Genomic DNA, 26,997 nt, shown 5'->3' on the forward strand with positions numbered 1-26,997 from the left:
CGGGCCACCGGTCTCCGAAGGCTACGGGGACGGGTGCGGGGCGCGGCCGGTCAGCGGGATGTGGGCGACCGGCCGCCACCCCGCCGAGGTCAGCTCCACCACGTGCAACCGGGCGACCCGCGCGGTGATCGGCAGACGCCGCGCCGCGCGCCGCTCGATCTCCTCCGCGACGCCGGGCTCCGCGCCCAGCGCCACGGTCAGATGCGCCTGCGGATCCGGGCCGAACCGGCCGCCGTACGGGACCTGCCGCGGGTAGGCGCCGCGCAGCGCGCCGGCGAGCGGTCCCAGGGCTGGCACCGGGGCACCCACGAAACCGTCGGACCGCTCGATCCGGGTCAGGTCCACCGTGACGGGACCTCTCGCCGACAGCAGACCGCTCAACCGCTCCAGGCCGTCGTCGCCGATCCGCGCCGCCGAAAGCCAGGGATAGAGCAGCGCGACGTGTGCGGGCACGCCCGCCCGCACCACCCGCTCGTCGACCGACGCCGCGACCTCCAGCAGCACGTCCGCCTCCGGCACCAGCGCCAGCACCGCCGTCGTCCCCGTCTCGGGCATTCCGCTCTCCTCCCGGCAGCCCGCAGCTTCCCACACGCCCTAGGGGCGCAGCCGCACCGGGAGCCTGCGCACGCTGTTGCCCACGAACGAGGCGTGGCGCGGGAGTTCGGGCTCCGGGACGGCCAGGTCCAGGTCCGGGTACCGGGTGAAGAGCTGCCGGAGTGCCGTGGTCGCCTCCATGCGGGCCAGTGGCGCTCCCATGCAGAAGTGGGGGCCGTGGCCGAGGGAGAGGTGGCGGGCCGGGCCGCGGGTGAGGTCGAAGCGGTCGGCGTCGGGGCCGTGCGCCGACGGATCGCGGCCCGCGGCGGAGTATCCGGCGAGGACCGGGGTTCCCCGGGGGATCGTCGTCCCGCCGAGCTCCAGGTCGCGGGTGGGGTAGCGGAACGGAAAGTAGCTGACCGGACTGTCCCAGCGCAGTGTCTCCTCGACGACGTCCTCCCACGTCGCGCGCCCGTCCCGGACCAGGTCCAGCTGCTCGCGGTGGGTGCACAGGGCGCGTACCGCGTTGGTGATCAGGTTCAGTGTCGTCTCGTGCCCGGCGATGATGATCAGCATGAGGGTGCCGAGCAGTTCGTGGGGGCCGAGCCGGTCGCCGTCCTCCTCGCGGGCCGCGATGAGCGCGCTGGTGAGGTCGTCCCCGGGATCGGCGGCGCGGGCCGCGGCCACCCGGCCCAGCACCTCCACCATCTCGCGGTTCGCCGCCATGACGGCCTCGGGGCCGAGGTCGGTGGCGACGATCTGGCTGGAGAGGTGGTGCAGGCGGTCCTGGTGCTCGGCGTCGACGCCGAGCAGTTCGCAGATGACGCCCATGGGGAGCGGCAGGGCGAAGTGCCGCCGGAGGTCCGCCACGCCGTCCCCGTCCGCCGCCGCGGCTTCGAGGGCGTCGAGCAGTTCGCGCGTCAGCTCCTCCACCCTCGGTCGGAGCCCGGCGACGCGTCGGGCGGTGAAGGCCCGGCCGGCCAGGGAGCGCAGCCGGCGGTGGTCGGCGCCGTCGGCCGTGGTCATCCCCCGCACCGTGGCGAAGGTCCGCAGCGGCCAGCCGTCCGGGATGCGCCCCTCGCGCAGCGCGGTGAAGTGCGCCGCGTCCTTCGCCACGTCGGGGTGGGCGAGGAACTCCTTGAGCGCTTCGTGACCGAGCACGGCCATCCCCGGCACATCGCCGGGCAGGGTCACCGCGGCGACGGCACCGGCGGCGAGCAGCCGGGCGTTGTCGGCGTGCGGACAGCCGCCCGCCGGATCCAACCGATGCGCCTCCTGCGGCACGATCCCCTGTGTACGCGTCTGTGCAGTCAACGGTGCCCTCCCCCCAGTCGGCCCGTCCGGCCGTGTGCCGCACATCGTAGAGGTACGCGAACAGGCCGTCGCCCGGGCGGTATTGACGCGCGTAGCGCCGTTCCGCCACTGTCGGTACCCCCAGGCTCCCTCCCTCTGGAGGCATCGTGCTCAGACGCTCGCTCCGCGCCCTGCTCACGCTTGTCATGCTCGGCTCATTGGCCACACTGGGTACGGCGGTCACCGCCGGAACCGCGCACGCCGACACCTGCTACACCTGGAACCGCACCCTCAGCGAGGGCAGCAGCGGCGAGGACGTCCGCCAGCTGCAGATCCGCGTCGCCGGTCACCCCGGCTACGGCGGAGTCCTCGCGGTGGACGGCCAGTTCGGCCCCGCCACGAAGGCCGCGGTCACCCGGTTCCAGCAGGCGTACGGCCTGTCCGCCGACGGCGTCGCGGGAACCCAGACCTTCAGCAAGATCTACGCGCTCCAGGACGGCGACTGCACGCCGATCCACTTCACGTACGCGGAGATGAACCGGTGCAACTCCGACTGGTCCGGCGGCGCCGTCTCCGCCGCCGCGGCGAAGGCCAACGCCCTCCAGCAGATGTGGAAGCTGGAGGCCCTGCGGCACGCCCTCGGCGACCGCTCCCTGAACACCAGCAGCGGCTTCCGCTCCTACTCCTGCAACGACGCGGTCGGCGGCGCCGCCGGCAGCAACCACCTCTACGGCCGCGCCATCGACCTCGTCGGCACCCCGTCGTTCTGCGAGATCGTCAAGCAGGCCAGGTACCACGGCTTCAACGAGATCCTCGGCCCGGGCTACCCCGGCCACAGCGACCACGCCCACCTCGGCAGCCAGAGCTCCCGCTACTGGTCGGCGTCCTCCTGCGGCATCTAGGGCGTCCCCGCAAGCAAGCCACCGACGCCGGGGCGATCACGATCGCCCCGGCTCACCCCAGAAAGCTCATCCGGACCTGGCGGTCGGGGTTGTCCTTGTTCGTGTCGACCAGGCACACCGACTGCCACGTCCCGAGTTCCAGCCGCCCGCCGATCACCGGGAGCGTCGCGTGGGGCGGGACGAGGGCCGGGAGGACGTGGTCGCGGCCGTGGCCGGGGGTGCCGTGGCGGTGCTGCCAGCGGTTGTCGGCCGGGAGCAGGGTGTGCAGGGCGGCCAGGAGGTCGTCGTCGCTGCCGGCGCCGGTCTCGATCACGGCGATGCCGGCCGTGGCGTGCGGGACGAAGAGGTTGAGCAGGCCGTCCCGGCCGTCGGCGGCCACGCGGAGGAACGACTCACAGTCGCGGGTGAGGTCGACGACCCGTTCCGTGGCGCCGGTGGTGACATGCAGGACGTACGTCGTGAAGGCTTCGGACATGCGGTCATTGTGGCCGATTCGGGGCACCCGGGCGCGGTGGCGCGTCCACCGGGCTCTCACAGAGCGATCACATGGGTCCACGGTCTGAGACACCGTTGACCGTGCGCCGACGAACTGGCTACGTTCTGCGGCATGTTGCGTTCAGCCCTTCTCACCACGCGCGGTCACATCGACCTGCTGCGGGTGGCTTCCGCCGCGTGTCGACGCGGCCGCTGACGCCTTTCTCGCATCCCGGTTCCCCTCGCTCCGGATCCCGCCTGACCTCCGCCGGTCCTCTCCGGGGTGGTCTGCCGCGTGGGTCCGCCGTGGGGCCACTTCACCTGTGACCTGTTCCGTCCTGGCCGTGCGGTGTCCGCCGGCGCGTCGTCGAAGCGCGCGCTCGCCGCCCGCCGTGACACCCTTCCCCTGCCATGGAGTGCCATGAGCATCAGCCATGCCCCACCCACGCCTGCCGCGAGCGATATATCCGGTAAGTCGGATACTGCGGGTGTTCCGAGTGCCGCCCCGGGTGCTCCCGGACCCGAACTCGTGCCCCTCGTCGCCTCCTCCGCCCGGCGCACCCGCGTGCCCCGCTGGCTGCGTCGCAGCTCCGGGCCGCTCCTCCTGCTCGCGCTGTGGCAACTGCTCAGCTCCACCGGCGTGCTGACGCCGGAGGTGCTGGCCTCGCCCGGGACCATCGCGCGGGTCGGAGGCGATCTGATCGCCGACGGATCGCTGCCGAACGCCATGGGGGTGTCGCTGCAGCGCGTGGCGCTCGGGCTGCTCTTCGGGCTCGTCGTCGGCGTCGGGCTGGCCCTGACGTCCGGGCTGTTCCGCGTCGGTGAGGATCTCGTCGACGCCAGCGTCCAGATGCTGCGGACGGTGCCCTTCGTCGGCCTCATCCCCCTGTTCATCATCTGGTTCGGGATCGGCGAGGCCCCGAAGGTCGCGATCATCACCCTCGGCGTCTCGTTCCCGCTGTACCTGAACGTGTACGCCGGCATCCGCGGCGTCGACTCCCAACTCATCGAGGCGGGCGAGTCCTTGGGGCTCAGCCGGTGGGGTCTCGTACGGCATGTAGTGCTGCCGGGCGCGCTGCCCGGCGCCATGACGGGGCTGCGCTTCTCGCTCGGTGTCTCCTGGCTCGCGCTGGTCTTCGCGGAGCAGGTCAACGCCGACTCCGGCATCGGTTTCCTCATGGTGCAGGCACGGGACTTCCTGCGCACCGACGTCATCGTCGTGTGCCTCGTCGTCTACGCGTTCCTCGGCCTGCTCGCCGACTTCGTCGTCCGTACCCTCGAAAGGCTGCTGCTGCAATGGCGACCGACGTTCACCGGCCGTTGACCGGGCCCGATTCCGACCGCCCCGACTCCCCCGGCGTCGCGGTGCGGGTCGCCGGACTCACCCGGTCCTTCGACGGGCGGGCCGTGATCGACGACCTGCGACTCGACGTCCGGCCCGGCGAGTTCGTCGCGCTGCTGGGCCGCAGCGGCTGCGGCAAGTCGACGCTGCTGCGCATCCTCGCGGGGCTGGACCGGGACATCGAGGGGACGGTCCTCGTCCCGCGCCGCAAGGCCGTCGCGTTCCAGGCGCCCCGGCTCATGCCCTGGAAGCGGGTGTGGCGCAACGTGCTGCTCGGGTTGCCGGGAGCGCCTCGACGCGCCGACGCGGAACGGGCGTTGGAGGAGGTCGGGCTCGGGCACCGGGTCGACGCCTGGCCCAAGACCCTGTCCGGCGGCGAGGCCCAGCGCGCCTCGCTGGCCCGCGCCCTGGTCCGCGAGCCCGATCTGCTGCTGCTCGACGAACCGTTCGGCGCGCTCGACGCGCTGACGCGGATCACGGCGCAGCGGCTGGTCGGCGAGCTGTGGCAGCGGCGCGGCTGCGCCGTCCTGCTCGTCACGCACGACGTGGAGGAGGCGGTGCTCCTCGCCGACCGCGTTCTCGTGATGGACGGCGGCGTCATCGCGCACGAGACCCAGGTCGATCTGGCGCGGCCACGGGACGTCACGGATCCGCGCTTCGCCGAACTGCGCGGCGAACTGCTGCGCCGGCTCGGCGTGGACGACCACGACGCCCCCGTCCCCGCGGACTCCGTCAGCCGCGGGCACGAGGCCTCCGCCGCCTGACGCGCCCACCCCTCTCCCCCTCACCCTCCCCATCACCGCCACCGTCACCGCCACCCCGAAACGGAACCTGTCATGAGACGCCCCCTGCTGCTCCCCGCCCTGCTCGCTCCGCTCGCACTCGTGCTCTCCGCCTGCTCCGGCGCCTCCTCCGCCAGTACGTCGACCGTCGGCTCCGGCGGCGGTACCGACGGGAAGGGGTCCCTGACACTCAACGTCGGTGACCAGAAGGGAGGTTCGGAGGCGGTGCTGCGGGCCGCCGGTGAGCTGGACGATCTGGACTACAAGATCCGCTGGTCCACCTTCACCTCGGGGCCACCCCTGCTGGAGGCCGTGAACGCCAAGGCCGTCGACATCGGCGGCGTCGGCAACACCCCGCCCGTCTTCGCCGCCGGAGCCGGCTCGAAGATCAAAGTCGTGGCGGCCAGTCACGGCACCGCGTCCGGCGACACCGTGCTCGTTCCGAAGGACTCCCCACTCAAGGACACCGCCCAGCTCAAGGGCCGCTCGGTCGCCGTGGCGCAGGGCTCCTCCGCGCACTACAACCTGGTCGCGACCTTGCGGAAGGCCGGCCTCGATCTGAAGGACGTCAAGGTCAAGTACCTTCAGCCGGCCGACGCCCTGGCCGCGTTCACCGCCGGGAAGGTCGACGCGTGGGCGGTCTGGGACCCGTACACCTCGCAGGTGCTGCGGGCGAAGCAGGGGCGGGTGCTCAGCGACGGGAACGGACTCTCGAACGGGCTCGGGTTCCAGGTCGCCGCCCCCTCCGCGCTCGGCGACAAGAAGAAGTCGGCGGCGATCAAGGACTATCTCGACCGGCTGCGGCGCGCCCAGGACTGGGTGTTCAAGCACCCCGAGGCGTGGGCGAAGGTGTGGGCGAAGGACACCGGGCTGCCGTACGAGGTGGCGCTCGACGCGGTGAAGCGGACCAACGGCACCCGGGTGACCGTCGCCGTCGACCAGGGCGCGATCGACTCGGAGCAGAAGATCGCCGACACGTTCACCGAGCTGAAGCTCATCCCGCGCAAGGTCGACTTCGGCGCGTTCGTCGACCGGCGCTTCAACGACGACCTTCCGCCCTCCACCACCGCCCCGCGCACCTACGGCAAGGAGTCCTGAGCCATGACCGTTCGTCTGCACTGGTTCCTGCCGACCGGCGGCGACGGCCGCAGTCTCGTGGACCGGCACGCCTTCACCGGCGGGGCGCTGCCGCACACTCCGGGCGGCGCGATCGCCGGGGTGCGCACCCCGGATCTCGACTATCTGATCCAGATCGCCAAGGCCGCCGAGCATCTCGGGTTCGAGGCGGTGCTCACCCCGACCGGGACGTGGTGCGAGGACGCCTGGCTGACGACGGTCGCCCTCGCGCAGCACACCGAACGGCTGAAGTTCCTGGTGGCGTTCCGGCCGGGCGTGATCTCGCCGACGCTCGCGGCGCAGATGGCGTCGACGTACCAACGACTCACGCAGGGAAGGCTGTTGCTCAACGTCGTCACGGGCGGGGACTCGGCCGAGCAGCGCCGCTTCGGTGACCATCTCGACCACGACCGACGCTACGCGCGCACCGACGAGTTCCTTTCGGTGGTGCGGGGCGTGTGGGGCGGCGAGCCCTTCGACTTCGCCGGGGAGCACTATCGGATCGACGGCGGGTTCACGGCGCTGCCGCCCGACCCGCTGCCGGAGATCTTCTTCGGGGGTTCGTCGGCGGCGGCCGGGCCGGTGGCGGCGCGGCACACGGATGTCTATCTGACCTGGGGCGAGCCGCCGGAGCAGGTGAAGGAGAAGATCGACTGGATCCGCTCGCTGGCGGAGCGGGAGGGACGGACCGTCCGGTTCGGGATCCGGCTGCACACGATCTCGCGCGACTCCTCGCGCGAGGCATGGGCGACCGCCGACCGGCTGCTCGACGATCTCGACGCGGACACGGTCGCCGCCGCACAGGCCGCGCTCGGGCGCAGCGAGTCCGTCGGGCAGCAGCGGATGCTCGCCCTGCACGGCGGACGGCGCGAGGGGCTGGAGATCGCGCCGAACCTGTGGGCCGGGGTCGGACTGGTGCGCGGCGGGGCGGGCACGGCCCTGGTCGGCAGCCACGCCGAGGTCGCGGACCGGATCGAGGAGTACCACGCGCTCGGCGTCGAGCACTTCGTGCTGTCCGGGTATCCGCACCTGGAGGAGGCGTACTGGTTCGGCGAGGGAGTGATTCCCGAGCTGGCGGCGCGCGGCCTGACCGCGGGGGCGGGCGCCGGTGGTGCGGGTGCGGGTGCTCGGGGTGCGGCTCCGTTGCTGGTCGCGCGGGGGCGCTGAGGCGCGGGGAAGAGCCGCGAAGAACCGGGAAGAGCCGGGAAGATCTCGCACCCCGACGGAGTTAGTAGAAACGTGAACGAAATCGGGGTACGAGAAGGCGCCGCGGCGGCGGCCCCGCAAGCGGTCGACGTGGTGGTCGTCGGCGCCGGCCAGGCCGGGCTGTCCGCCGCCCACCACCTGCGCCGGGTGGGTCTGGAACCGGAGCGGGACTTCATCGTCCTGGACCACGCGCCGCGACCGGGCGGCGCGTGGCAGTTCCGCTGGCCCTCGCTCACGTACGGCAAGGTGCACGGGATGCACGCGCTGCCCGGCATGGAGCTGACCGGCGCCGATCCGGACCGGCCGTCGTCGGAGGTGATCGCCGACTACTTCGACCGGTACGAGCGGGCCTTCGATCTGCGGGTGCGCCGTCCGGTCGACGTGCACCAGGTGCGCGAGGGCGACGGCGGGCGACTGCTCGTCGAGACCTCCGCCGGTACGTGGTCGACGCGCGCGCTCATCAATGCCACGGGCACCTGGGACCGGCCGTTCTGGCCGCGCTACCCGGGCCAGGAGACCTTCCGGGGGCGCCAGTTGCACACCGCGCAGTACCCGGGGCCCGAGGAGTTCGCCGGGCAGCGGGTCGTGGTGGTCGGGGGCGGCGCCTCGGGCACCCAGCACCTGATGGAGATCGCCCCGTACGCGGCCTCGACGACCTGGGTGACGCGTCGGCCGCCCGTCTACCGCGAGGGCCCCTTCGACGAGAACCGGGGCCGGGCCGCGGTGGCCCTGGTCGAGGAGCGGGTCCGCCAGGGACTCGCCCCGCTGAGCGTGGTCTCCGTGACCGGGCTCCCGGTGAACGACGCGATCCGTGAGGCCCGCGCGAACGGTGTCCTGAACCGGCTCCCCATGTTCGACCGCGTCACCGAGACCGGTGTGGCCTGGGACGACGGGCGCGAGATCGAGGCCGACGTCATCCTGTGGGCCACCGGGTTCCGGGCGGCCATCGACCACCTCACGCCACTGCGGCTGCGCGAGCCGGGCGGCGGGATCCGCATGGAGGGCACCCGCGCGGCCCTCGACCCCCGGGTGCATCTGGTGGGGTACGGCCCGTCGGCGAGCACGATCGGCGCGAACCGCGCGGGGCGGGCCGCCGTACGGGACATCCAGCGCCTGCTCGCTCGGGATGCCGTGCCCGTCGGCTGAGGCACGGGGCGACCGAGGCGGCGGTCGACTGAGGCGCGGGGCGACCAAGGTGCGAGGCGGGCCGGGGCGACCGAGGCGGCCTGATCCCGGCCGCCCGCATCAGCCCTGCTTCTGCGGCTGCTGCGCTTGCTGGGGCTGCCCCGACTGCTGCGATTGCTGCGGCTGCGGTGGCTGCACCGACTGGCGCGGGGACTGCTTCGACTCCCCCTTGTCCGCTCCCGCCTGGTTCTTGTTGAACTCCTCGACGTTCTTCTGCTGCTCCTCGTAGTTCGCCGTGAAGCGCGTGTCGCCCGGCTTCACCGTGACGAAGTAGACCCAGTCACCCTGTGCCGGATTCATCGCCGCCTTCATGGCCTGCTCCCCCGGATTGCCGATCGGCGACGGCGGCAGCCCGGTGCGCGCGTACGTGTTGTACGGGCTGTCGGACTTCATGTCCTGCTCGCTGGTCCTCAGGGTGGAGCGGCCGAGCCCGTAGTTGAGGGCGGAGTCCATCTGCAGCGGCATGCCGCGGTCGAGGCGGTTGTAGATGACGCGGGCGACCTTCGCCATGTCCGCCGGATTGTCCGCCTCGGCCTCGATGATGCTGGCGACGGTGACGGTCTGGTAGAGGTTCATCGCGTTCGGATCCGCGCCGGCTGTGGGCTGCTTCGCCTTGAACTTCTGGTTGGCCGTGTCGACCATGTACGCCAGCACGGACTGCGGTGTCGACTTGTCGTTCAGGGGATACGTCGCCGGGAAGAGGTAGCCCTCCGGGTTGCCCCGGGCGTCGCCCGGCAGCTTGAGGCCCGCCTGCGGCACGGCCTTCTTCGTCGTCCCGACCGGTACGCCGAGGGCCTTGTCCACGGCGTCGTAGATCTGCCCCGAACGCCAGCCCTCCGGAATCATCAAGGCCTCGGGCCGCCCCTGGTCGTCACCGGACATCACCAGCGGCACCGCGACGGCGGTGGCCGCCACGACGGCCCCGGACGCCAGCAGCGCGATGCGGCCCCTGCGCGTGAGTCGGACGGTCCTCCGTCGCGGAATCTCGTTCAGCATGCCGGAACGGTAACCCGCAGATCGGGGCATTCCTGGCATATCTTCATGTCGGATGCCCGCAACGGCCCCGAGTGGGTCAGTGCCGGTGCGCCCGCGCGCGACCGCCGCTCACGCGGCGGCGACCTGCTCCTCGGGGTCGGGCTCCGCCGTCGTGTCCAGCTCCGCGTCCCGTCGCACGAGCGCCGCGTAGCGCCCGTCGCGCTCCAGCAGCTCCTCATGAGTGCCGCGCTCCGCTATGCGCCCGGAATCCAGGACCACGATCTGGTCGGCGCCCCGGACGGTGGACAGGCGGTGCGCGATGGTGAGCGTGGTGCGGTCGGCCGACAGGGCGTCGATCGCTTCCTGCACCGCGTGCTCGGTGCGGGTGTCGAGGGCGCTGGTCGCCTCGTCCAGGATGAGGACCGGCGGGTCGCGCAGGATGGTGCGGGCGATGGCCAGGCGCTGCTTCTCTCCGCCGGAGAACCGGTGGCCGCGCTCGCCGACCACCGTGTCGTACCCGTCGGGCAGCGAGGCGATGTGGTCGTGGATCTGTGCGGCGCGGGCCGCGGCGTGCAGCTCCTCGTCGGTGGCGTCCGGCTTGGCGAAGCGCAGGTTCTCCGCGACCGAGGCGTGGAAGAGGTACGTCTCCTGGGAGACGACGCCGATCGCGCGGGCCAGCGTGTCGAAGTCGAGGTCGCGCACGTCGACCCCGTCGAGGGTGACCCGGCCGCCGGTCACGTCGTACAGGCGCGGCACGAGATAGCTGAGGGTCGACTTGCCGGATCCGGTGGGGCCGACGACGGCGAGGCTGCCGCCGGCGGGGACGGTGAGGTCGATGCCGTCGAGGATCGCTCCGTGCCGGTCGTCCTCGGTGTCGTAGCGGAACGCGACGTCCTCGAAGCGGACCTCGCCCTTCACGGTGTCGAGGTGGACCGCGTCCTCGCGCTCGGTGATGTCGACGGGCAGGTCGAGGTACTCGAAGATGCGCTGGAACAGCGCGAGCGAGGTCTGGATCTGCACGCCGGTCTGCAGCAGGCTCACGGTGGGCCGGAACAGGCCCTGCTGGAGCGAGACGAAGGCGACGAGCGTGCCGATGGAGACGCTCGGGCCGCCGAGCTGGAAGGCGATGCCCGCCGCCCAGTAGATGACCGCGGGCATGGCGGCCATGACGATCGTGATGACGGCCATGCGCCAGCGGCCGGCCATGCTGGAGCGGACCTCGAGGTCCACCAGGCGGTCGGACTCGTCGGCGAAGGACGTGGTCAGCGAGTCGGCGCGGCCCATGGTGCGACCGAGCAGGATGCCGCTGACGGAGAGCGACTCGGTGACGGTGGCGGCCATCTCGGCCATCTGCTTCTGGCGCTCGGTGGCGATCTTCTTGCGCTCGCGGCCGACACGGCGGCTGATCCACACGAAGACCGGCAGCAGGAGCAGGGAGACGACGGTCAGCCGCCAGTCGAGGGCGATCATGGCCACGACGGTGGCGATCACACTCGTCAGGTTCGACACGAGGGACGTCGCCGTGGAGGTCACGGTCGCCTGCATGCCGCCGATGTCGTTGGCGATGCGGGACTGGACCTCGCCGGTGCGGGTCTTGGTGAAGAAGGCGAGCGACATGCTCTGCAGCCGCCCGTACACGGCGGTGCGCAGGTCGTGCATGACGCGCTGGCCGACCGTGGTGGAGATGAGGGTCTGGAGCACGCCGAAGACGCTGGTGACGACGGCGCTCGCGATCATTCCCAGGGCGAGCAGGCTGAGCAGCCCGGTGCGGCCCTGCGGGATGGCGACGTCGAGGATCTCCTTGAGCAGGAAGGGGGTGGCGACCGTGACCAGGGACGCGGCGCCGACCAGCAGGCCGACGACGGCGAGCCGGCCTCGGTAGGGACGGAAGAGGGACAGGATGCGGCGGATCTGGCGCGGGCGGCCCGATGTCTTGGCATCGGGGGGCGGCGTCCAGTCGATGTCGTCGCGACGCATGGGCCTCCTAGGGAGAGAGATGTCCGAGCCTTCGGACTCGAACCTTGAGGAGCATAGCTCATTGTTACCTATACTCACAATGCACGAGGTCCTGATAATGTTCCCCGCATGAGCACCCCGGACGCCGACGGCTTCCTCGCCGAGCAGCTGCTGCGCCTGAGCCGTCGCCTGCACCGCATACAGAAGCGCCAGCTGGAGCCGGTCGGGATCACCCCCGCGCAGTCCCGGCTGCTGCGCACTCTGGTGCATTACGAGGCCCCGCCCCGGATGGCCGATCTGGCCGAGCGCCTCGAAGTGGTCCCGCGGGCGGTGACCAGCACCGTGGACGGGCTGGAGGCCGGCGGCCTGGTGCGCCGCGTCCCCGACCCCACCAACCGCCGGGTCATCCGGATCGAGCTCACCGAGCAGGGCCGGGCCGCCCTGCGGGACCTGCGCAGCGCGCGCCGCGCGGCGGCAGAGGAGATCCTGGCCCCACTGGACGCCGAGCAGCGCGCCCAGCTGACGACGTTGCTGAACGCGCTGTTCGAGACCCCGCGCGAGCGGGACTGCTGAGGACCGGGCCGCCGCGCGGCGGCCCGCCCCGACCGCCGACCTGGGAGAGGCCATGCCGCTGCTGGAGCCGAAGCCGAAAGCCCTGCGTCCACGCTCCCGCGCGTCGGGGCCCGCGCCCGACCGGGTGCCGGACCGGCAGGCGGGCGGCACCCCGGAGCCGCTCCGCTCGGAGCTGACCCGGCTGCTCGGCGCCGACAAGGTCCTCACGAAGGTCTCCGACCTGGTGCGCTACGCCTCGGACGCGAGCCCGTACCGCTTCGTGCCGCAGGTCGTGGTGGTCGCCGAGGACATCGACGACGTGTCGGCCGTCCTCTCGTACGCGCACGGCAAGGGTCGCGAGGTGGTCTTCCGCGCGGCGGGCACGTCGCTGAACGGGCAGGCGCAAGGCGAGGACATCCTCGTCGACGTCCGCAGGTTCTGGTCGGGCGTACAGGTGCTCGGCGACGGCTCGCGGGCCCGGATCGGCCCCGGCACCACGGTCGTGCGGGCGAACGCCGCGCTGGCCCGGCACGGCCGGGTGCTCGGCCCCGACCCCGCCAGCGCGATCGCCTGCACGATCGGCGGCGTGGTGGCGAACAACGCGTCGGGCATGACCGCGGGCACGACGCGCAACTCGTACCGGACGCTCGCCTCCCTCACCTTCGTACTGCCGACGGGCACGGTCGTGGACACGGCCGACCCGGCGGCCGACGAGGAGCTCGCGCACGCCGAGCCCGCCCTGTGCGCGGGTCTGCTGGCGATCAAGCGGGAGATCGAGGAGGACTCCGAGCTCACCCGCAGGATCCGCGCCAAGTACGAGATCAAGAACACGAACGGGTACCGGCTCGACGCGTTCCTGGACGGGTCGACACCCGTCGAGATCCTGCGCGGCCTGATGGTGGGCTCCGAGGGCACGTTCGGGTTCATCTCCGAAGTCGTCTTCGACACGCTGCCGTTGGACCGCCGGGTGTCCACCGCCCTGCTGTTCTTCCCCTCCCTGCCCGCCGCCGCGGCGGCCGTGCCCGTCTTCAATGACGCGGGCGCCCTGGCCGTGGAGCTGATGGACGGGAACACGCTGCGGGCGTCGGTCAGCGTGCAGGGCGTCCCGCAGGACTGGGCGCGGCTGCCGAAGGACACGACGGCGCTCCTGGTGGAGTTCCGCGCGCCGGACGAGGCGGGGCAGGCCGCCTACGAGGAGGCGGCGGCGCGGGCGCTGGACGGGCTCGACCTGGTGGCGCCGGTCGCGTCGGTGACGAACACGTTCACGCGCGACCCGAAGACGATCGCCGGGTACTGGAAGGCCCGCAAGGCGTTCGTGACAGCGGTCGGCGGTTCGCGCCCCTCGGGCACGACCCTGATCACGGAGGACTTCGCGGTGCCGCCGGCCCGGCTCGCCGAGGCCTGCGAGGCGCTGCTCGACCTCCAGACGCGGCACGGGTTCGACGCCGCCGTCGCCGGTCACGCCGCGCACGGCAATCTGCACTTCCTGCTGGCCTTCGACGCGGGCGAGCCGGCCGACGTCGCGCGCTACGCGGCGTTCATGGACGACTTCTGCCGCCTGACGGTCGAGCGGTTCGACGGCTCGCTCAAGGCGGAGCACGCGACGGGACGGAACATCGCGCCGTTCCTGGAGCTCGAATGGGGCCCCCGAGCCACCGAGTTGATGTGGCGCACCAAGCAGGTCATCGACCCGGACGGGGTCCTCGCGCCGCGCATCGTGCTCGACCGCGACCCCGAGGCGCATCTGCGCGGCCTCAAGACGATCCCCAAGGTCGAGCCGATCGCGGACCCGTGCATCGAGTGCGGCTTCTGCGAGCCGACGTGCCCGAGCGAGGACCTGACGACGACGCCGCGACAGAGGATCGTGCTGCGCCGCGAGATGATGCGCCAGCCGGCCGGTTCCCCGGTCGAGGACGCGCTGATCGACGCGTACGGGTACGACGCGGTCGACACCTGTGCGGGCGACTCCACGTGCAAGCTGGCGTGTCCGGTCGGCATCGACACCGGCGCCTTCATGAAGGAGTTCCGTCACGCCCGGCACTCGCCGCGCGAGGAGCGGGTCGCCGCGCTGGCCGCGAAGAACTTCAAGGCGGTGGAGGCCTCCGCGCGGCTCGCCGTGGCCGCCGCGGACAAGATCGGTGACCGGATCAGCGACCGGTTCCTGACCTCCGTGACCACGGCCGCGCGCAAGGCCGTCCGCCCGGACCTGGTGCCGGAGTGGCTGCCGGAGATCCCGGCCGCCGCCGCCCGCGCCCTGCCGCGCACCGCGCGCGTGGGCGCGTCGGCCGTCTACTACCCGGCGTGTGTGAACAGGATCTTCGGTTCGCCCGGGGCCGTCTCGCTCCCCCAGGCCGTCGTCGCGGTGTCCGCGCGCGCGGGCCGCCCGGTGTGGATCCCGGACGACGTGGCGGGCACCTGCTGCGCCACGATCTGGCACTCGAAGGGCTACGACGAGGGCAACGCGCTGATGGCGAACAGGATCGTGGACGCGGCCTGGGGCTGGACGGCGGGCGGCCGGCTGCCGCTGGTCGTGGACGCGTCGTCCTGCACGCTCGGCATCGCGCACGAGGTCGTGCCGTATCTCACCGACGACAACCGGGAGTTGCACGCGGAGCTGACCATCGTCGACTCGCTGGTGTGGGCGGCGGACGAGCTGCTACCGCGGCTGACGGTCGAACGGACGGTGGGTTCGGCGGTGCTCCATCCGACCTGCTCGATGGAGCACCTCGGCGACGTCGGCAGCCTGCGGGCGCTCGCCGAGGCCTGCGCGGACGAGGTGGTGGTCCCGGACGATGCGGGCTGCTGCGCGTTCGCGGGCGACCGGGGCATGCTGCACCGGGAGCTGACCGAGTCCGCGACCGCGAAGGAAGCCGCGGAGGTCCTCTCCCGCCCCTACGACGCGCACCTTTCGGCGAACCGGATGTGTGAGGTCGGCATGGACCACGCGACGGGCCGCTCCTACTACTCGGTACTCATCGAGCTGGAGCAGGCGACGCGCCCCGGCGCGGCCGGCCGGTGACCGGGGCGTCCTCCCGGCCGGGTCACGCGAGTCCAAAGACCCGGTAAAGGAAGTCCAACTCCTCGTCCAATTCCCCCTCTTGCGCCTCTGCTCTCACCCCCAGCAGGGTGGCTTGCGTTTGCCCCGGCACCGCACCCACCCCTGTTGGAGGTCCGATGCACGACAACGAGCGGCACGACGATCAGCGGCACGACATCGAGAGCAGCCCCCTGGACGCCCCCGAGCCCGACGGCCGGTCCCGCCGCGAGGTGCTGCGCACCGCGGGTGTCGCCGGAGCCGGGCTCGGACTCCTCGCCTTGGGCTCGGGCGGCACGGCGCAGGCCGCGGAGTCCGCGGGAGCCGACGGGACGGCCGCCGCGAGCACCGCCGCGGCGCCGGACCGACAGGGCGAGACGATGATCGGGGTGCCGTTCGAGCGGCGCAGCACCGTCCGGGTCGGCATCATCGGCCTCGGCAACCGCGGCGGCAGCATGATCGACCTCTTCCTCGCGATGCCCGGCGTCCAGGTCGTCGCCCTGTGCGACCCGGTCAAGGAGAAGACGGCCAAGGCGGCGGCGAAGGTGACGGCGGCAGGGCAGCCCGCGCCCGCGACGTACACCAAGGGCGATCACGACTTCGAGAACCTGTGCAAGCGCGGGGACATCGACTTCGTGTACGCGGCGACGCCGTGGGACTGGCACTTCGAGATGGCGAAGACGGCGATGCTGAACGGCAAGCACGTCGGCGTCGAGTGTCCGATCGCGCTCCAGCTCGACCAGTTGTGGGAACTGGTCGACCTGTCGGAGCGCACGCGCAGACACTGCATGCAGCTGGAGAACTGCTGCTACGGACGCAACGAGATGCGCGTGCTGCGGATGGCGCACGCGGGCAAGTTCGGTCAGCTCCTGCACGGCGCGGGCGCGTACAACCACGACCTGCGCGGCCTCATGTTCGACCCGGACTACTACGAGGGCCCGTGGCGCCGGCTGTGGCACACCCGGCTTCGCGGCGATCTGTACCCGAACCACGGCTTCGGGCCGGTCGCGAACTACATGGACATCAACCGCGGCGACCGGGTCACACACATCTCCAGCTTCGGCACCCCGGCGCTCGGCCTCGCCGAGTACCGCGAGGCCCACATGCCCAAGAGCGACCCGAGCTGGAAGGAGACGTACATCGAGTCGGACCGCACGATCAGTCTGGTCCAGACGGCGAAGGGCCGCGTGATCCGCCTCGAGCACGACGTCAGCACCCCGCACCCCTACTCCCGGATCAACCAACTCGGCGGCACGAAGGGTGTGTTCGAGGACTATCCGGCCCGGATCTACCTCGAGCCGGACCAGTCGAACGACGCCTGGGGCGACTTCGGGCAGTACGCCGACTGGGACCACTGGCTGTGGAAGGAGCACGCCAACCCGCCGGGCGGGCACGGCGGCATGGACTACCTCATGGTGTTCCGCCTGATGCAGACGATGCGCCTGGGGCTCGTACCGGACTTCGACGTGTACGACGCCGCGACCTGGACGTCGCCGGTGCCGCTGAGTCACCTGTCGATCAAGGCGAAGGGGGCGCCGCAGGCGATCCCCGACTTCACGCGCGGCGGCTGGCGCGAGGAGCGGAGCGGCGTCGACTCGGAGAAGCCGGCCGAGGCGTGAGGGTGCGGTGAGGGGGTGCGGGCCGTCCTGCCCGCACCCCCTCACCCGCGGTCAGCAGCGGTACCGGTCGACCGTCAGCGTCCCCTGTTCGGTGCGCAGTTCACGGTCGTAGCAGTGCTTTCCGGGGCCGCTGACGCGGTAGCGCTCGCCGGTGACGCCGACCGCGTGCCGCTGCTCGCGCGGCGCGTTCGCGGCGTACGAGGCGTCGCCGGTGTACGTGTCGTCGGAGACGACCCAGCCGGCGCCGGTGTTCGTCCGGGCCCGGTCCCCCAGTGTGATGACGGTGCGCAGCCGGTCGTCGGCGCCCAGGATCGTGGTGCCGTCCATGGTGTACGTGCGATGGGCGCGGGCGGTGCGGTCTCCGGTGCGCACGGTCTCGCGGTCGGTCCAGGTCGCGGTGAGGGCGTCGGTGTTCTCGCCCTCGGTCCAGCGGTGGGCGGAGGTGGCGGCGAGGGTGCGGCTGACGGTGGTGGTGACGCGTCCGTGCGAGGTGTTCAGGTAGCCACTGACGGTGAGAGCGTGGCCGCCCTCGGTGTCCAGGCGGTACGCGGAGTCGGGCGAACCGGGCGTGTAGACGGGCGAGTTGGCGAGGTCTCCCACCTTGTGCTCCGTGAGGGCGCCGGTGACGTGGTCGCTGCCGGCGTCCTGCCAGGCGAGCACGTTGACCGGGGTGCTCCAGCCGGTCTGCCCCTTCGGGACGCCGACGACGGACACCTCGACCCGGTGCGGGCGGCCGTCGTTGAGCAGCCCGGCGAACGGCGTGAGGTCGTACTCGATCGGCTTGATGTCGAAGGCGCGCGGGCCCGGGATCACGTACCAGAGGAACGGATTGGACCAACCGCCCGTCCACACGGTCGGGAACGGGGCGGCGATCCCGGCGAGCTGTCCGTCGACGCTGATCTGCACCTCGCGGTAGGGCCCTTCGGCGGCCTTGCAGGAGTACGGCGCACTGTCGGGCACGGTCATGTACCAGTACTCCTCGCAGCCACCCCCGGAGCCGGTCGCGTACACCTCGGCGACGAGGCGCTCGCTGTTGCGGGGCGTGGTGAGGGTGCCGTCGGCGGCGAGGGGCAGGACACGGTCGGGCATCCGAGCGGCGTCGGTGGCCGCACGCGCCCGGGGCTTCGCGGTCTCCGGGTAGAAGGTCAGGGTCGCCTTGACGTCGATGACGCCTGTGTAGGTGTCGTTCACGACGTTGCCGATGAGCATCTCGACGGGGCTGCTGTCGCGCAGGGTGTCGCTGTAGCGGGTGACGTCCTTCTCGACGCTCCAGGCGATGCCGTCGGGCGAGGGCTCCGGGGTCGAGGTCCGCAGCACCTCGACGCCGCCGATGTGCAGATAGCCGAGCCGGTCGAACTGGCGGCCCTTGACCTTGCCGTCGAGCCGCAGCACCACCTTGCTCCAGCGGTCGCCGCAACCCTCGGGCGGTGTGTAGGTGCCCCGGTACGGGGTGAAGTCGCGGAACTGGGCCTCGGCGACGGTGACTTCGCAGGACCGGGTGCGGGGGTGCTCGACGGGCGGCGCCGCGGTGACGGGGTCGTGCCAGTCGGTGCCGAACTCCGTGGGCGGGGTCGTGGCGGCCGGGGAGCCGGCTGTGGCCTGGGCCGGTGCCCCGGCCACGAGTGCGCCCGCACCGAGGATCACTCCGGCGAGCATGGACATGACGCGTCTTCTCATGGCCGGAGTTCTACGGGGCGTCGCTGTCCCGCGCAATGGGGTGTCGGGCGCGGAATCGGAGCGGCGGGCGCCCTCCTGCCCGGATCAGCCCTTCAGTTCCGCCTTGTCCCCCATGACGACCACCGGGTGCAGGGCCGGGTCGAGGTTCCTGAGCAGGTACTCCATGTCGGACTTGGACTGGCTGACGCAGGCCGAGGTGCCGCTGCCGTGGTCCATGTGCAACCAGATGCTGCCGCCCTTGGTCTGCCCCTCGGGCCGGGTCGGGTCGCTCGGCGAGGTGCCCTTCACCCGGTTGTAGTCGATGGCGACCACGTAGTCGAAGTCGTGCCAGTGCGACTTCGCCCAGTAGTGCGGGGCCTGGAAGGCGCCGGACTGCGTGTACGGGAGCTTCGCGCCCGGGTCCGTGAGCACACCGCCGGCGTCGCTGAGCGTGAACACCCCGACGGGGCTGCGCTTGTCGCCCTCGTGGTGGTCGGTCGTCCAGCCCTTCTTGCCGTTGTGCCCGGACCAGCTGCGCTCCTTCTTCCAGGTGTCGCCGGTCTTGGTGAACAGCGCGATCGTGGAGTCCGCCGAGTCCTTGCCCGCGCCGTAGACGGCGACGACCTGCCGCGCGCTCGCCGGTACGCGCTTCTGGTAGCGGTCGCCCACGTCGGGGATGCGCTTGAGGTCGGTCGTCCGGGCCGTGTCGTCGCGCGCGGAGTCGGCCGCGCCGTCCGCCGCCGTGCCGGAACCCCGGCCACCGTCCTGGTCGTCGGCACCGCACGCCGCCAGCGTGGTCGCCAGGAGGCCGCACGCCACAGCCAAGACGCCCGCTCGCATCGCCTTCTTCGCACCCGTACCCGCACTTCGCATGCGGTCCATGGTCTCACCACACGTCAGATGCGTCCGGCCCGGGCCCGATGCGCACCGTGCATCCCGGCCGAATCTTTGCCCGCGACCGTAAAACCGTTTGCCTCCGGTCGGTCCGGGACGCGAACCTTTCACGGTTTGTTCCGCAGAATCCCGTTCTCTTTTTCTCCCCCTCCCGCCTCCCCTCCCCCGCCCCCACCCTCCCCTCCCCGCCTCCCGACTTTCGGTGCCGACCTCGAGCCCTGGGACATCATGCAGATCTCCGACCTTCCGTATCCCGATCCGGGCGTGCCGGACGCCCGGTCAGGCCCCCGGTTCCTGCTCTGGCTCGGCCGGAACCAGCTGGGCGGCCAGCTCAAGTCCCTCGCCTGGGGCATGCTCCACTTCACGTCCGTCGCCGGGCTCCCGTTCGGCGTCGGACTGGCCGTCCAGGCCGTCGTGGACGGCTCCGGCGCCGGGCTCGCCTCCGCCGCGGGCCTGATCGCGGTGCTCGGCGTCGCCATCGCGCTCGGCGACACCATGCTCCACCGGACGGCCGTGACGAACTGGATCACCGCCGCCGCCCGTGTGCAGCAGCTGCTCGCCCGCCGCACCGCCGCGCTGGGCGCCGCCCTCACCCGGCGGGTCGCCGCGGGCGAGGTGGTCGCGGTGTCCACCGGTGACGTCGAGAAGATCGGCTGGTTCGTCGAGGCGCTGTCCCGCTTCGCGGCCGCCGCCCTCACCGTTGTCCTGGTCTGCGTCGGCCTCGCCGTGTACCAGCCCGCGCTCGGCGGTGTCGTCGCGATCGGCATGCCGGTCCTCGCGCTCGCCGTCCTGCCGCTGCTGCCCCGCGCCACCCGGCGCGCGGACCACCAGCGGGAACAGGCGGGCAAGGCCACCGAACTCGCCTCGGACACCGTCGCCGGACTGCGCGTCCTGCGCGGCATCGGCGGCGAGGAGCTCTTTCTCGACCGCTACCGCCGTGCCTCCCAGGAGGTCCGCCGCGCCGCCGTGCGCAGCGCCCGCATGTGGTCGCTGATCTCCGCGATCCAGGTCCTCCTTCCGGGCCTGCTGCTCATCGTGGTCGTCTGGTACGGCGTCCATCTGGCCCGCGAGGGCCGGATCACCGTCGAGGAACTGGTGACGGTGTACAGCGCGGTGATGATCCTGAACTATCCGCTGCGGCACTTCGAGGAGATCGCCATGGCGTACTCCTTCTCCCGGCCGTCGGCCCAGCGGGCGGCGAGGGTCCTGGCCCTGCGCCGGGTGACCGAGCCCGAGGACGGCGGGCCGCGCGAGACCGATCTGCCCGGAACGGATCTGCCGGAGGGCGATCTGTACGACCCCGTGACGGGTCTGCTCGCCCCGGCCGGGCTGCTCACCGCCGTCGTGTGCGGCGACCCGGACCTGGCGGGTCGGCTGGCCGACCGGCTCGGCGGCCACCCGCCGGACGCCGGCGACGAGAACGCCGGGCCCGGCGAGGACGACTCCAAGGCCTCCGCGCCGCCGTCCGTCCTGCTCGGCGGTGTGCCGCTCGACGAGCTGCCCCTGGACACGGCCCGCACCGCGGTCCTGGTCCAGGACAAGGACCCGGTGCTCCTGTCCGGAACACTCGCCGAACTGCTCGACGTGCCGTCGTCCGGCGCCGTCACCCCCGAAGCGGCGCTGGCGGCCGCACAGTGCGGCGACGTCCTGGACGCCCTGGCCCAGGCCTCGCTGGACGACGACCCGATGAACGCCCGGATCACGGAGCGGGGCCGCTCCCTGTCCGGCGGCCAACGCCAGCGGCTCGCGCTGGCCCGCTCGCTGGTCGCCGCCCCGGAGGCGCTGGTCCTCGACGAGCCGACGTCCGCCGTCGACTCGCACACCGAGGCCCGTGTCGCCGAGAGCCTGCGCGCGGTGAGGCACGGCCGCACCACGGTCGTCCTGACCTCGTCGCCGCTGCTCCTGGACCGCGCCGACCGCGTGGCGTTCGTCCACGAGGGCGAGGTCGTGGCCGTGGGCGAGCACCGCGAACTGGTCCGCACCGAGCCCCGGTACCGGGCGGTCGTCACTCGGGAGACCGACGAGGAGGCGGCCACGGCGGCCTCCGGACTCGGGTCCGGCACAGACATCGGCACCGGCACCCCGCACGGACCCGATCCCCGGTCGGGCATGGAGATCGACATCGAGGAGACGGCATGATCGGCGTAGCGCGTCCGGCCTACGACCCGGCGGCCCCCACCACGGCGGCCACCCTGCCGATCGGCGCCGCGTCGACGGTGCGCGCCTACGTGCTCGAGCTGTACCGGCGCCACCGCCGGGCGTTCCTGCTCCTGATCGGGGTGAACGCGGTCGCGGTCGTCGCGTCCATGGTCGGCCCCTATCTGCTCGGCGGCGTGATCCAGGACGTCTCCGACGGCTCGGGCGCCGCGCTGCGCGAGCTGCACCTGGAGCGCACCGTCGGCCTGTTCGTGATCGCGCTGGTGATCCAGGCGGTGTTCGTCCGGCAGGTGCGGCTGCGCGGGGCGATGCTCGGCGAGCGGATGCTGGCCGACCTCCGCGAGGACTTCCTCGTGCGGTCGGTCGGGCTGCCTCCGGGGGTGCTGGAGCGGGCCGGCACGGGCGATCTGCTGTCCCGGATCACGACGGACGTCGACCGGCTGGCGAACGCGATGCGGGAGGCCGTGCCGCAGCTGTCGATCGGTGTCGTGTGGGTGGTGCTGCTGATCGGCGGTCTCACCGTGACCGCGCCGCCCCTGGCTCCCGCGATCCTGGTCGCGGTGCCGCTCCTGGTGATCGGCTGCCGCTGGTACTTCAAGCGGGCGCCGTCGGCCTATCGCTCGGAGGCCGCCGGGTACGCGGCGGTCGCCGCCGCCCTCGCGGAGACCGTGGACGCGGGCCGCACCGTCGAGGCCCACCGCCTGGGCGCGCGCCGCGTCGAGCAGTCCGACGTGCGGATCCGGCAGTGGACGGCATGGGAGCGGTACACGCTGTACCTGCGCTCGGTGCTCTTCCCGGTGATCAACACCGTGCACACGCTCGTGCTGCTCTCCGTCCTGCTCATCGGCGGCGTGTTCGTCCTCCAGGGCTGGATCGACGTGGGCCAGCTGACCACGGGCGCGCTGATCGCGCAGATGCTCGTGGAACCGCTCGGCCTGATCCTGCGCTGGTACGACGAGCTGCAGGTCGCCCAGGTCTCGCTGGCGCGGCTGGTCGGCGTGCGGGACATCGAGCCGGACGCGGGCGATCCCGGGGTGCGGCCGGACGGCCGGCACGTCCAGGCGGACGAGGTGCACTTCGGGTACCGCGAGGGCGTCGACGTCCTGCGCCGGGTCTCGCTGGAGGTCGAGCCGGGCACGCGACTGGCCCTGGTCGGCCCGTCCGGTGCGGGCAAGTCGACGCTCGGCCGGCTCCTGGCCGGCATCTACGCCCCGCGCACGGGCCGGATCACACTGGGCGGCGCCGAGCTGTCCCGGATGGAGGCCGAACGGGTCCGCTCGCACGTGGCCCTGGTCAATCAGGAGCACCACGTCTTCGTGGGGTCCCTGCGCGACAACCTCCGCCTGGCCCGTACGGGCGCCGAGGACGCCGAGCTGTGGGCGGCGCTCGGCGCGGTCGACGCGGACGGCTGGGCCCGTGGCCTGGCCGGCGGTCTCGACACAGAGGTCGGCTCGGGCGGCACGGCGCTGACCCCGGCGCAGGCCCAGCAGATCGCGCTGGCCCGCCTGGTGCTCGCCGATCCGCACACGCTGGTCCTGGACGAGGCGACCTCGCTCCTGGACCCGCGGGCGGCGCGCGATCTGGAGCGCTCGCTGGGCCGCGTCCTCGACGGGCGCACGGTCGTGGCGATCGCCCACCGGCTGCACACCGCGCACGACGCGGATGTCATCGCCGTGGTCGAGGAGGGCCGTATCCGGGAGCTCGGCAGCCACGACGAGCTGGTCGCGGCCGACGGGGCGTACGCGGCGCTGTGGCGGTCCTGGCACGGGTGAGCGTGCCGGAGGGGGCGGCGCGGCCGGGCTCAGATCACGTTGAGCGCGGCTGCGCAGCCCACTCCGCCGAGCAGCATGAACGCGGGCATGAGCACCTTCAGCTCGACCCAGCTGCCGGCCCGGAAGCGCATGGCCTTCGGCGGGCCGATCGGGTACCAGCGCTTGCGGCCGATCGGGATGGGCCACAGCACGGGGCAGCCGGAGACGGTGAGCGCGTCCCCGATGCAGTGCGTCAGGGCGCCGAGCACGATCGGCAGTCCCAGCCAGAGGTACTCCTGCCCGGGGTCGGTGAACAGCCAGTCCGAACCGTTGCCCGGCTGGTCGAGTATTCCGGCGAGTATCCAGGCGCTGGTCCCGGCGAGCAGCCAGACCAGGACGTCGCTGCTGGAGCCGCGGGCGGCCCGCCAGAGCAGGCCCTCGATGGCCAGCACCATGTGGATGAAGAGGATCGCGAGGACGGTCCAGCGGCCACCGGTGATCGCGGCGACCGAGGTGCCGCCGCCGATCAGGACGGCCCAGACCCACGTGTGGGTGAGCGTGCGGTGTCCGCCGGAGCGGCGCGGGTCGCCCTTCATGCGGGTGCCCTTGTAGACGGCGTAGGAGAGCTTGTCGACGATCTCGCACAGCCCTCGGGAGATCGGTCCGAAGGCCCGCGAGATGGTGGCCGCCTTGTGGTCCAGGTCCGGGGCGAGTGCGGCGCCGGCGCAGATGAGCGCTCCGACGAGGAGTACGGGCCACGGCATCGGGTGTCCGGCGGCGGCCGTCGCCGCGCCCACCCCCAGCCAGGCCGCCGCTCCTGACAGCGAGTGTGCCGGTCCCATCATGGTGGTGTTCCGCCCCTGTTCCTGTCGCGCCGGCCGCTCGCGCGGCACCGGCAAGTCCCTTGTGCCGACGGCCTGTCGTCCCGTTGGGCGCCCCTGCGGCCCCGTGGGCGCACCGACGCCCCGTCGGCGCCTCAGCGTAGCGTTCGTGATCTTCGGCCGGACATCCGATTGCCTGATCGGGTGGGAAGCCAGGCAAGATGGGGGCGTGACCCTTATCGATCAGCTCCCGCAGACCGCCGACCCGGACGCCCTCTACGACGCCTTCGAGTCGTGGGCCGAGGAGCGTGGTCTCACCCTCTATCCCCACCAGGAGGAGGCCCTGATCGAGGCGGTGTCGGGGGCGAACGTGATCGTCTCGACGCCCACCGGTTCCGGCAAGAGCATGATCGCCGCCGGTGCGCACTTCGCCGCGCTCGCCCGTGACGAGGTCACCTTCTACACGGCGCCCATCAAGGCGCTCGTCTCCGAGAAGTTCTTCGAGCTGTGCAAGCTCTTCGGTACGGAGAACGTCGGCATGCTGACCGGCGACGCGTCGGTGAACGCGGACGCGCCGGTGATCTGCTGCACCGCCGAGGTCCTCGCCTCCATCGCGCTGCGCGACGGGGAGCGGGCCGACATCGGCCAGGTCGTCATGGACGAGTTCCACTTCTACGCGGAGGGCGACCGCGGCTGGGCCTGGCAGATCCCGCTGCTGGAGCTGCCGCAGGCGCAGTTCATCCTGATGTCGGCGACGCTCGGCGACGTGGCCATGTTCGAGAAGGACCTGACGCGGCGCACGGGCCGGCCGACGTCGGTGGTCCGCTCGGCGACCCGCCCGGTGCCGCTCTCCTACGAGTACCGGCTGACGCCGCTCACGGAGACGCTCACGGAGCTTCTCGACACCCGGCAGGCTCCCGTCTACATCGTGCACTTCACGCAGGCGCAGGCCGTGGAGCGGGCGCAGGCGCTGATGAGCATCAACATGTGCACGCGCGAGGAGAAGGACAAGATCGCCGAGCTGATCGGCAACTTCCGCTTCACCACCAAGTTCGGCCAGAACCTCTCGCGTTACGTGCGGCACGGAATCGGTGTGCACCACGCGGGCATGCTGCCCAAGTACCGGCGGCTGGTGGAGAAGCTGGCGCAGGCGGGTCTGCTGAAGGTCATCTGCGGCACCGACACCCTGGGCGTGGGGGTCAACGTGCCGATCCGCACGGTGCTGTTCACCGCTCTCACCAAGTACGACGGCAACCGGGTGCGCACGCTGCGCGCCCGTGAGTTCCACCAGATCGCGGGGCGGGCCGGCCGGGCCGGCTTCGACACCGCCGGTTTCGTGGTGGCGCAGGCGCCCGAGCACGTGATCGAGAACGAGAAGGCGCTCGCCAAGGCGGGCGACGATCCGAAGAAGCGCCGCAAGGTGGTCCGCAAGAAGGCGCCCGAGGGTTTCGTCGGCTGGACGGAGAGCACCTTCGAGAAGCTCATCGCGTCCGAGCCGGAGCCGCTCACCTCGCGCTTCCGTGTCACGCACACGATGCTGCTCTCGGTCATCGCCCGCCCGGGCAACGCGTTCGAGGCGATGCGCAAGCTCCTGGAGGACAACCACGAGCCGCGCAAGGCGCAGTTGCGGCACATCCGGCGCGCCATCGCGATCTACCGCTCGCTGCTGGACGGCGGCATCGTCGAGAAGCTCGACGAGCCGGACGCGTCGGGCCGGATCGTGCGGCTGACCGTCGATCTGCAGCAGGACTTCGCGCTGAACCAGCCGCTGTCCACGTTCGCGCTCGCCGCGTTCGACCTGCTCGACAAGGAGTCGCCGTCGTACGCGCTCGACATGGTGTCCGTCGTCGAGTCCACGCTGGACGACCCGCGCCAGATCCTGCACGCACAGCAGAACAAGGCGCGCGGTGAGGCCGTCGCGCTGATGAAGGCGGACGGGGTCGAGTACGAGGAGCGCATGGAGCGCCTCCAGGACGTCTCGTACCCGAAGCCGATGGAGGAGCTGCTCTTCCACGCGTACAACACCTACCGCCAGAGCCACCCGTGGGTCGGCGACCACCCGCTGTCGCCGAAGTCCGTGATCCGCGACATGTACGAACGGGCGCTGTCCTTCACCGAGTTCGTCTCCTTCTACGAGCTCGCGCGGACCGAGGGCATCGTGCTGCGCTACCTGGCGAGCGCGTACAAGACGCTCGACCACACGGTGCCGGACGATCTGAAGTCGGAGGATCTGGAGGACCTGATCGCCTGGCTCGGCGAGATGGTGCGTCAGGTCGACTCCAGTCTGCTGGACGAGTGGGAGCAGCTCGCCAACCCGGAGGTGATGACCGCCGAGGAGGCTCAGGAGAAGGCCGACCAGGTCAAGCCGGTCACGGCGAACGCGCGCGCCTTCCGTGTCCTCGTCCGCAACGCGATGTTCCGCCGTGTCGAACTGGCGGCGCTGGACAACGTCGACGAGCTCGGCGCCCTGGACGGCGACGCGGGCTGGGACGCGGACGCGTGGGGCGAGGCCATGGACGCGTACTGGGACGAGTACGAGGACCTGGGCACCGGGCCCGACGCGCGCGGTCCGAAGCTGCTGATGATCGAGGAGGATCCGGAGCACGGTCTGTGGAAGGTGCGCCAGACCTTCGCGGATCCGAACGGGGACCACGACTGGGGCATCAGCGCCGAGGTCGACCTCGCCGCCTCCGACGCGGAGGGCCGCGCCGTCGTCCGTATCACGGACGTGGGCCAGCTGTAGCCGTC

Annotated in this window: 21 protein-coding genes; 13 read left to right on the plus strand and 8 right to left on the minus strand. The window is 72.0% G+C overall.

Features of this window, described 5'->3' with window-relative positions:
• Nucleotides 1–21: 21 nt before the first annotated feature.
• Nucleotides 22–555, minus strand: a complete 534-nt coding sequence (locus tag ACZ4E1_RS25060) for a 2'-5' RNA ligase family protein (RefSeq protein WP_467542782.1) — start codon at nt 553–555, stop codon at nt 22–24.
• A gap of 39 nt (nt 556–594) precedes the next feature.
• Nucleotides 595–1,797 carry a cytochrome P450 family protein gene (locus ACZ4E1_RS25065; RefSeq protein WP_467543251.1) on the minus strand — a complete coding sequence of 401 codons (1,203 nt, stop codon included), beginning with the start codon at nt 1,795–1,797 and terminating at the stop codon, nt 595–597.
• 197 nt (nt 1,798–1,994) lie between these two features.
• On the opposite strand from ACZ4E1_RS25065, the gene ACZ4E1_RS25070 reads away from it, so the two are divergent.
• Nucleotides 1,995–2,729 carry a D-Ala-D-Ala carboxypeptidase family metallohydrolase gene (locus ACZ4E1_RS25070; RefSeq protein WP_467542785.1) on the plus strand — a complete coding sequence of 245 codons (735 nt, stop codon included), beginning with the start codon at nt 1,995–1,997 and terminating at the stop codon, nt 2,727–2,729.
• 52 nt (nt 2,730–2,781) lie between these two features.
• Here the strand turns inward: ACZ4E1_RS25070 and ACZ4E1_RS25075 are convergent, their stop codons facing one another.
• Nucleotides 2,782–3,204 (minus strand): YjbQ family protein, encoded by a 423-nt coding sequence (locus ACZ4E1_RS25075; RefSeq protein WP_467542787.1) that lies wholly within the window; start codon nt 3,202–3,204, stop codon nt 2,782–2,784.
• A 132-nt stretch (nt 3,205–3,336) separates the two neighbouring features.
• Here ACZ4E1_RS25075 and ACZ4E1_RS25080 point away from each other — a divergent pair, with 132 nt between their 5' ends.
• The 6 genes from ACZ4E1_RS25080 (at nt 3,337) to ACZ4E1_RS25105 (ending at nt 8,795) form a co-directional block, all read left to right on the plus strand.
• Nucleotides 3,337–3,420: a putative leader peptide gene (locus ACZ4E1_RS25080; protein ID WP_313884353.1), complete on the plus strand. Its 84-nt coding sequence runs from the start codon at nt 3,337–3,339 to the stop codon at nt 3,418–3,420.
• Nucleotides 3,421–3,624: 204 nt separating this feature from the next.
• On the plus strand, nt 3,625–4,527 hold the full coding sequence (locus ACZ4E1_RS25085) for an ABC transporter permease (RefSeq protein ID WP_467542790.1): 903 nt from the start codon (nt 3,625–3,627) through the stop codon (nt 4,525–4,527).
• A complete protein-coding gene (locus ACZ4E1_RS25090) occupies nt 4,500–5,309 on the plus strand; it encodes an ABC transporter ATP-binding protein (protein ID WP_467542792.1) in 810 nt (269 codons plus the stop codon). Before ACZ4E1_RS25085 ends, ACZ4E1_RS25090 begins: the two co-directional genes overlap by 28 nt.
• A 72-nt stretch (nt 5,310–5,381) precedes the next feature.
• The gene (locus tag ACZ4E1_RS25095; RefSeq protein ID WP_467542795.1) at nt 5,382–6,425 is read left to right on the plus strand and encodes an ABC transporter substrate-binding protein; all 1,044 of its coding nucleotides are present in this window, start codon (nt 5,382–5,384) and stop codon (nt 6,423–6,425) included.
• A gap of 3 nt (nt 6,426–6,428) precedes the next feature.
• Entirely contained in the window at nt 6,429–7,610 is a 1,182-nt protein-coding gene (locus tag ACZ4E1_RS25100; RefSeq protein ID WP_467542798.1) for an LLM class flavin-dependent oxidoreductase, read from the plus strand.
• A gap of 72 nt (nt 7,611–7,682) precedes the next feature.
• Nucleotides 7,683–8,795, plus strand: coding sequence for an NAD(P)-binding domain-containing protein (locus ACZ4E1_RS25105; protein ID WP_467542800.1), 1,113 nt, complete (start codon nt 7,683–7,685; stop codon nt 8,793–8,795).
• A gap of 99 nt (nt 8,796–8,894) precedes the next feature.
• Here the strand turns inward: ACZ4E1_RS25105 and mltG are convergent, their stop codons facing one another.
• Both mltG and ACZ4E1_RS25115 read right to left on the minus strand, forming a co-directional pair.
• Nucleotides 8,895–9,830, minus strand: a complete 936-nt coding sequence (mltG, locus tag ACZ4E1_RS25110) for an endolytic transglycosylase MltG (RefSeq protein ID WP_467542803.1) — start codon at nt 9,828–9,830, stop codon at nt 8,895–8,897.
• A gap of 108 nt (nt 9,831–9,938) precedes the next feature.
• On the minus strand, nt 9,939–11,786 hold the full coding sequence (locus ACZ4E1_RS25115; RefSeq protein ID WP_467542806.1) for an ABC transporter ATP-binding protein: 1,848 nt from the start codon (nt 11,784–11,786) through the stop codon (nt 9,939–9,941).
• Nucleotides 11,787–11,894: 108 nt separating this feature from the next.
• Between ACZ4E1_RS25115 and ACZ4E1_RS25120 the strand changes: the two genes are divergently transcribed.
• From ACZ4E1_RS25120 to ACZ4E1_RS25130, 3 genes are all read left to right on the plus strand, one after another.
• Nucleotides 11,895–12,338 (plus strand): MarR family winged helix-turn-helix transcriptional regulator, encoded by a 444-nt coding sequence (locus ACZ4E1_RS25120; protein ID WP_467542809.1) that lies wholly within the window; start codon nt 11,895–11,897, stop codon nt 12,336–12,338.
• Nucleotides 12,339–12,390: 52 nt separating this feature from the next.
• Complete coding sequence (locus ACZ4E1_RS25125; protein ID WP_467542812.1) at nt 12,391–15,336, plus strand: FAD-binding and (Fe-S)-binding domain-containing protein; 2,946 nt, start codon at nt 12,391–12,393, stop codon at nt 15,334–15,336.
• Nucleotides 15,337–15,491: 155 nt separating this feature from the next.
• Nucleotides 15,492–16,970: a Gfo/Idh/MocA family protein gene (locus ACZ4E1_RS25130; protein ID WP_467542815.1), complete on the plus strand. Its 1,479-nt coding sequence runs from the start codon at nt 15,492–15,494 to the stop codon at nt 16,968–16,970.
• Between the two features lie 51 nt (nt 16,971–17,021).
• Here ACZ4E1_RS25130 and ACZ4E1_RS25135 read toward each other — a convergent pair whose 3' ends face one another.
• Together ACZ4E1_RS25135 and ACZ4E1_RS25140 are read right to left on the minus strand one after the other, a co-directional pair.
• On the minus strand, nt 17,022–18,647 hold the full coding sequence (locus ACZ4E1_RS25135; protein ID WP_467542819.1) for a peptide-N4-asparagine amidase: 1,626 nt from the start codon (nt 18,645–18,647) through the stop codon (nt 17,022–17,024).
• A gap of 84 nt (nt 18,648–18,731) precedes the next feature.
• Nucleotides 18,732–19,499, minus strand: coding sequence for a L,D-transpeptidase family protein (locus ACZ4E1_RS25140; RefSeq protein ID WP_467543254.1), 768 nt, complete (start codon nt 19,497–19,499; stop codon nt 18,732–18,734).
• A gap of 249 nt (nt 19,500–19,748) precedes the next feature.
• On the opposite strand from ACZ4E1_RS25140, the gene ACZ4E1_RS25145 reads away from it, so the two are divergent.
• Both ACZ4E1_RS25145 and ACZ4E1_RS25150 read left to right on the plus strand, forming a co-directional pair.
• Nucleotides 19,749–21,659: an ABC transporter transmembrane domain-containing protein gene (locus ACZ4E1_RS25145; protein ID WP_467542823.1), complete on the plus strand. Its 1,911-nt coding sequence runs from the start codon at nt 19,749–19,751 to the stop codon at nt 21,657–21,659.
• Nucleotides 21,656–23,449, plus strand: a complete 1,794-nt coding sequence (locus ACZ4E1_RS25150; protein ID WP_467542827.1) for an ABC transporter ATP-binding protein — start codon at nt 21,656–21,658, stop codon at nt 23,447–23,449. Before ACZ4E1_RS25145 ends, ACZ4E1_RS25150 begins: the two co-directional genes overlap by 4 nt.
• A gap of 29 nt (nt 23,450–23,478) precedes the next feature.
• Here the strand turns inward: ACZ4E1_RS25150 and ACZ4E1_RS25155 are convergent, their stop codons facing one another.
• On the minus strand, nt 23,479–24,273 hold the full coding sequence (locus ACZ4E1_RS25155; RefSeq protein ID WP_467542831.1) for a metal-dependent hydrolase: 795 nt from the start codon (nt 24,271–24,273) through the stop codon (nt 23,479–23,481).
• A gap of 205 nt (nt 24,274–24,478) precedes the next feature.
• Here ACZ4E1_RS25155 and ACZ4E1_RS25160 point away from each other — a divergent pair, with 205 nt between their 5' ends.
• Nucleotides 24,479–26,992 carry a DEAD/DEAH box helicase gene (locus ACZ4E1_RS25160; RefSeq protein WP_467542835.1) on the plus strand — a complete coding sequence of 838 codons (2,514 nt, stop codon included), beginning with the start codon at nt 24,479–24,481 and terminating at the stop codon, nt 26,990–26,992.
• Nucleotides 26,993–26,997 lie beyond the last annotated feature (5 nt).

It is taken from the genome of Streptomyces sp. NPDC025806 (assembly GCF_055558275.1).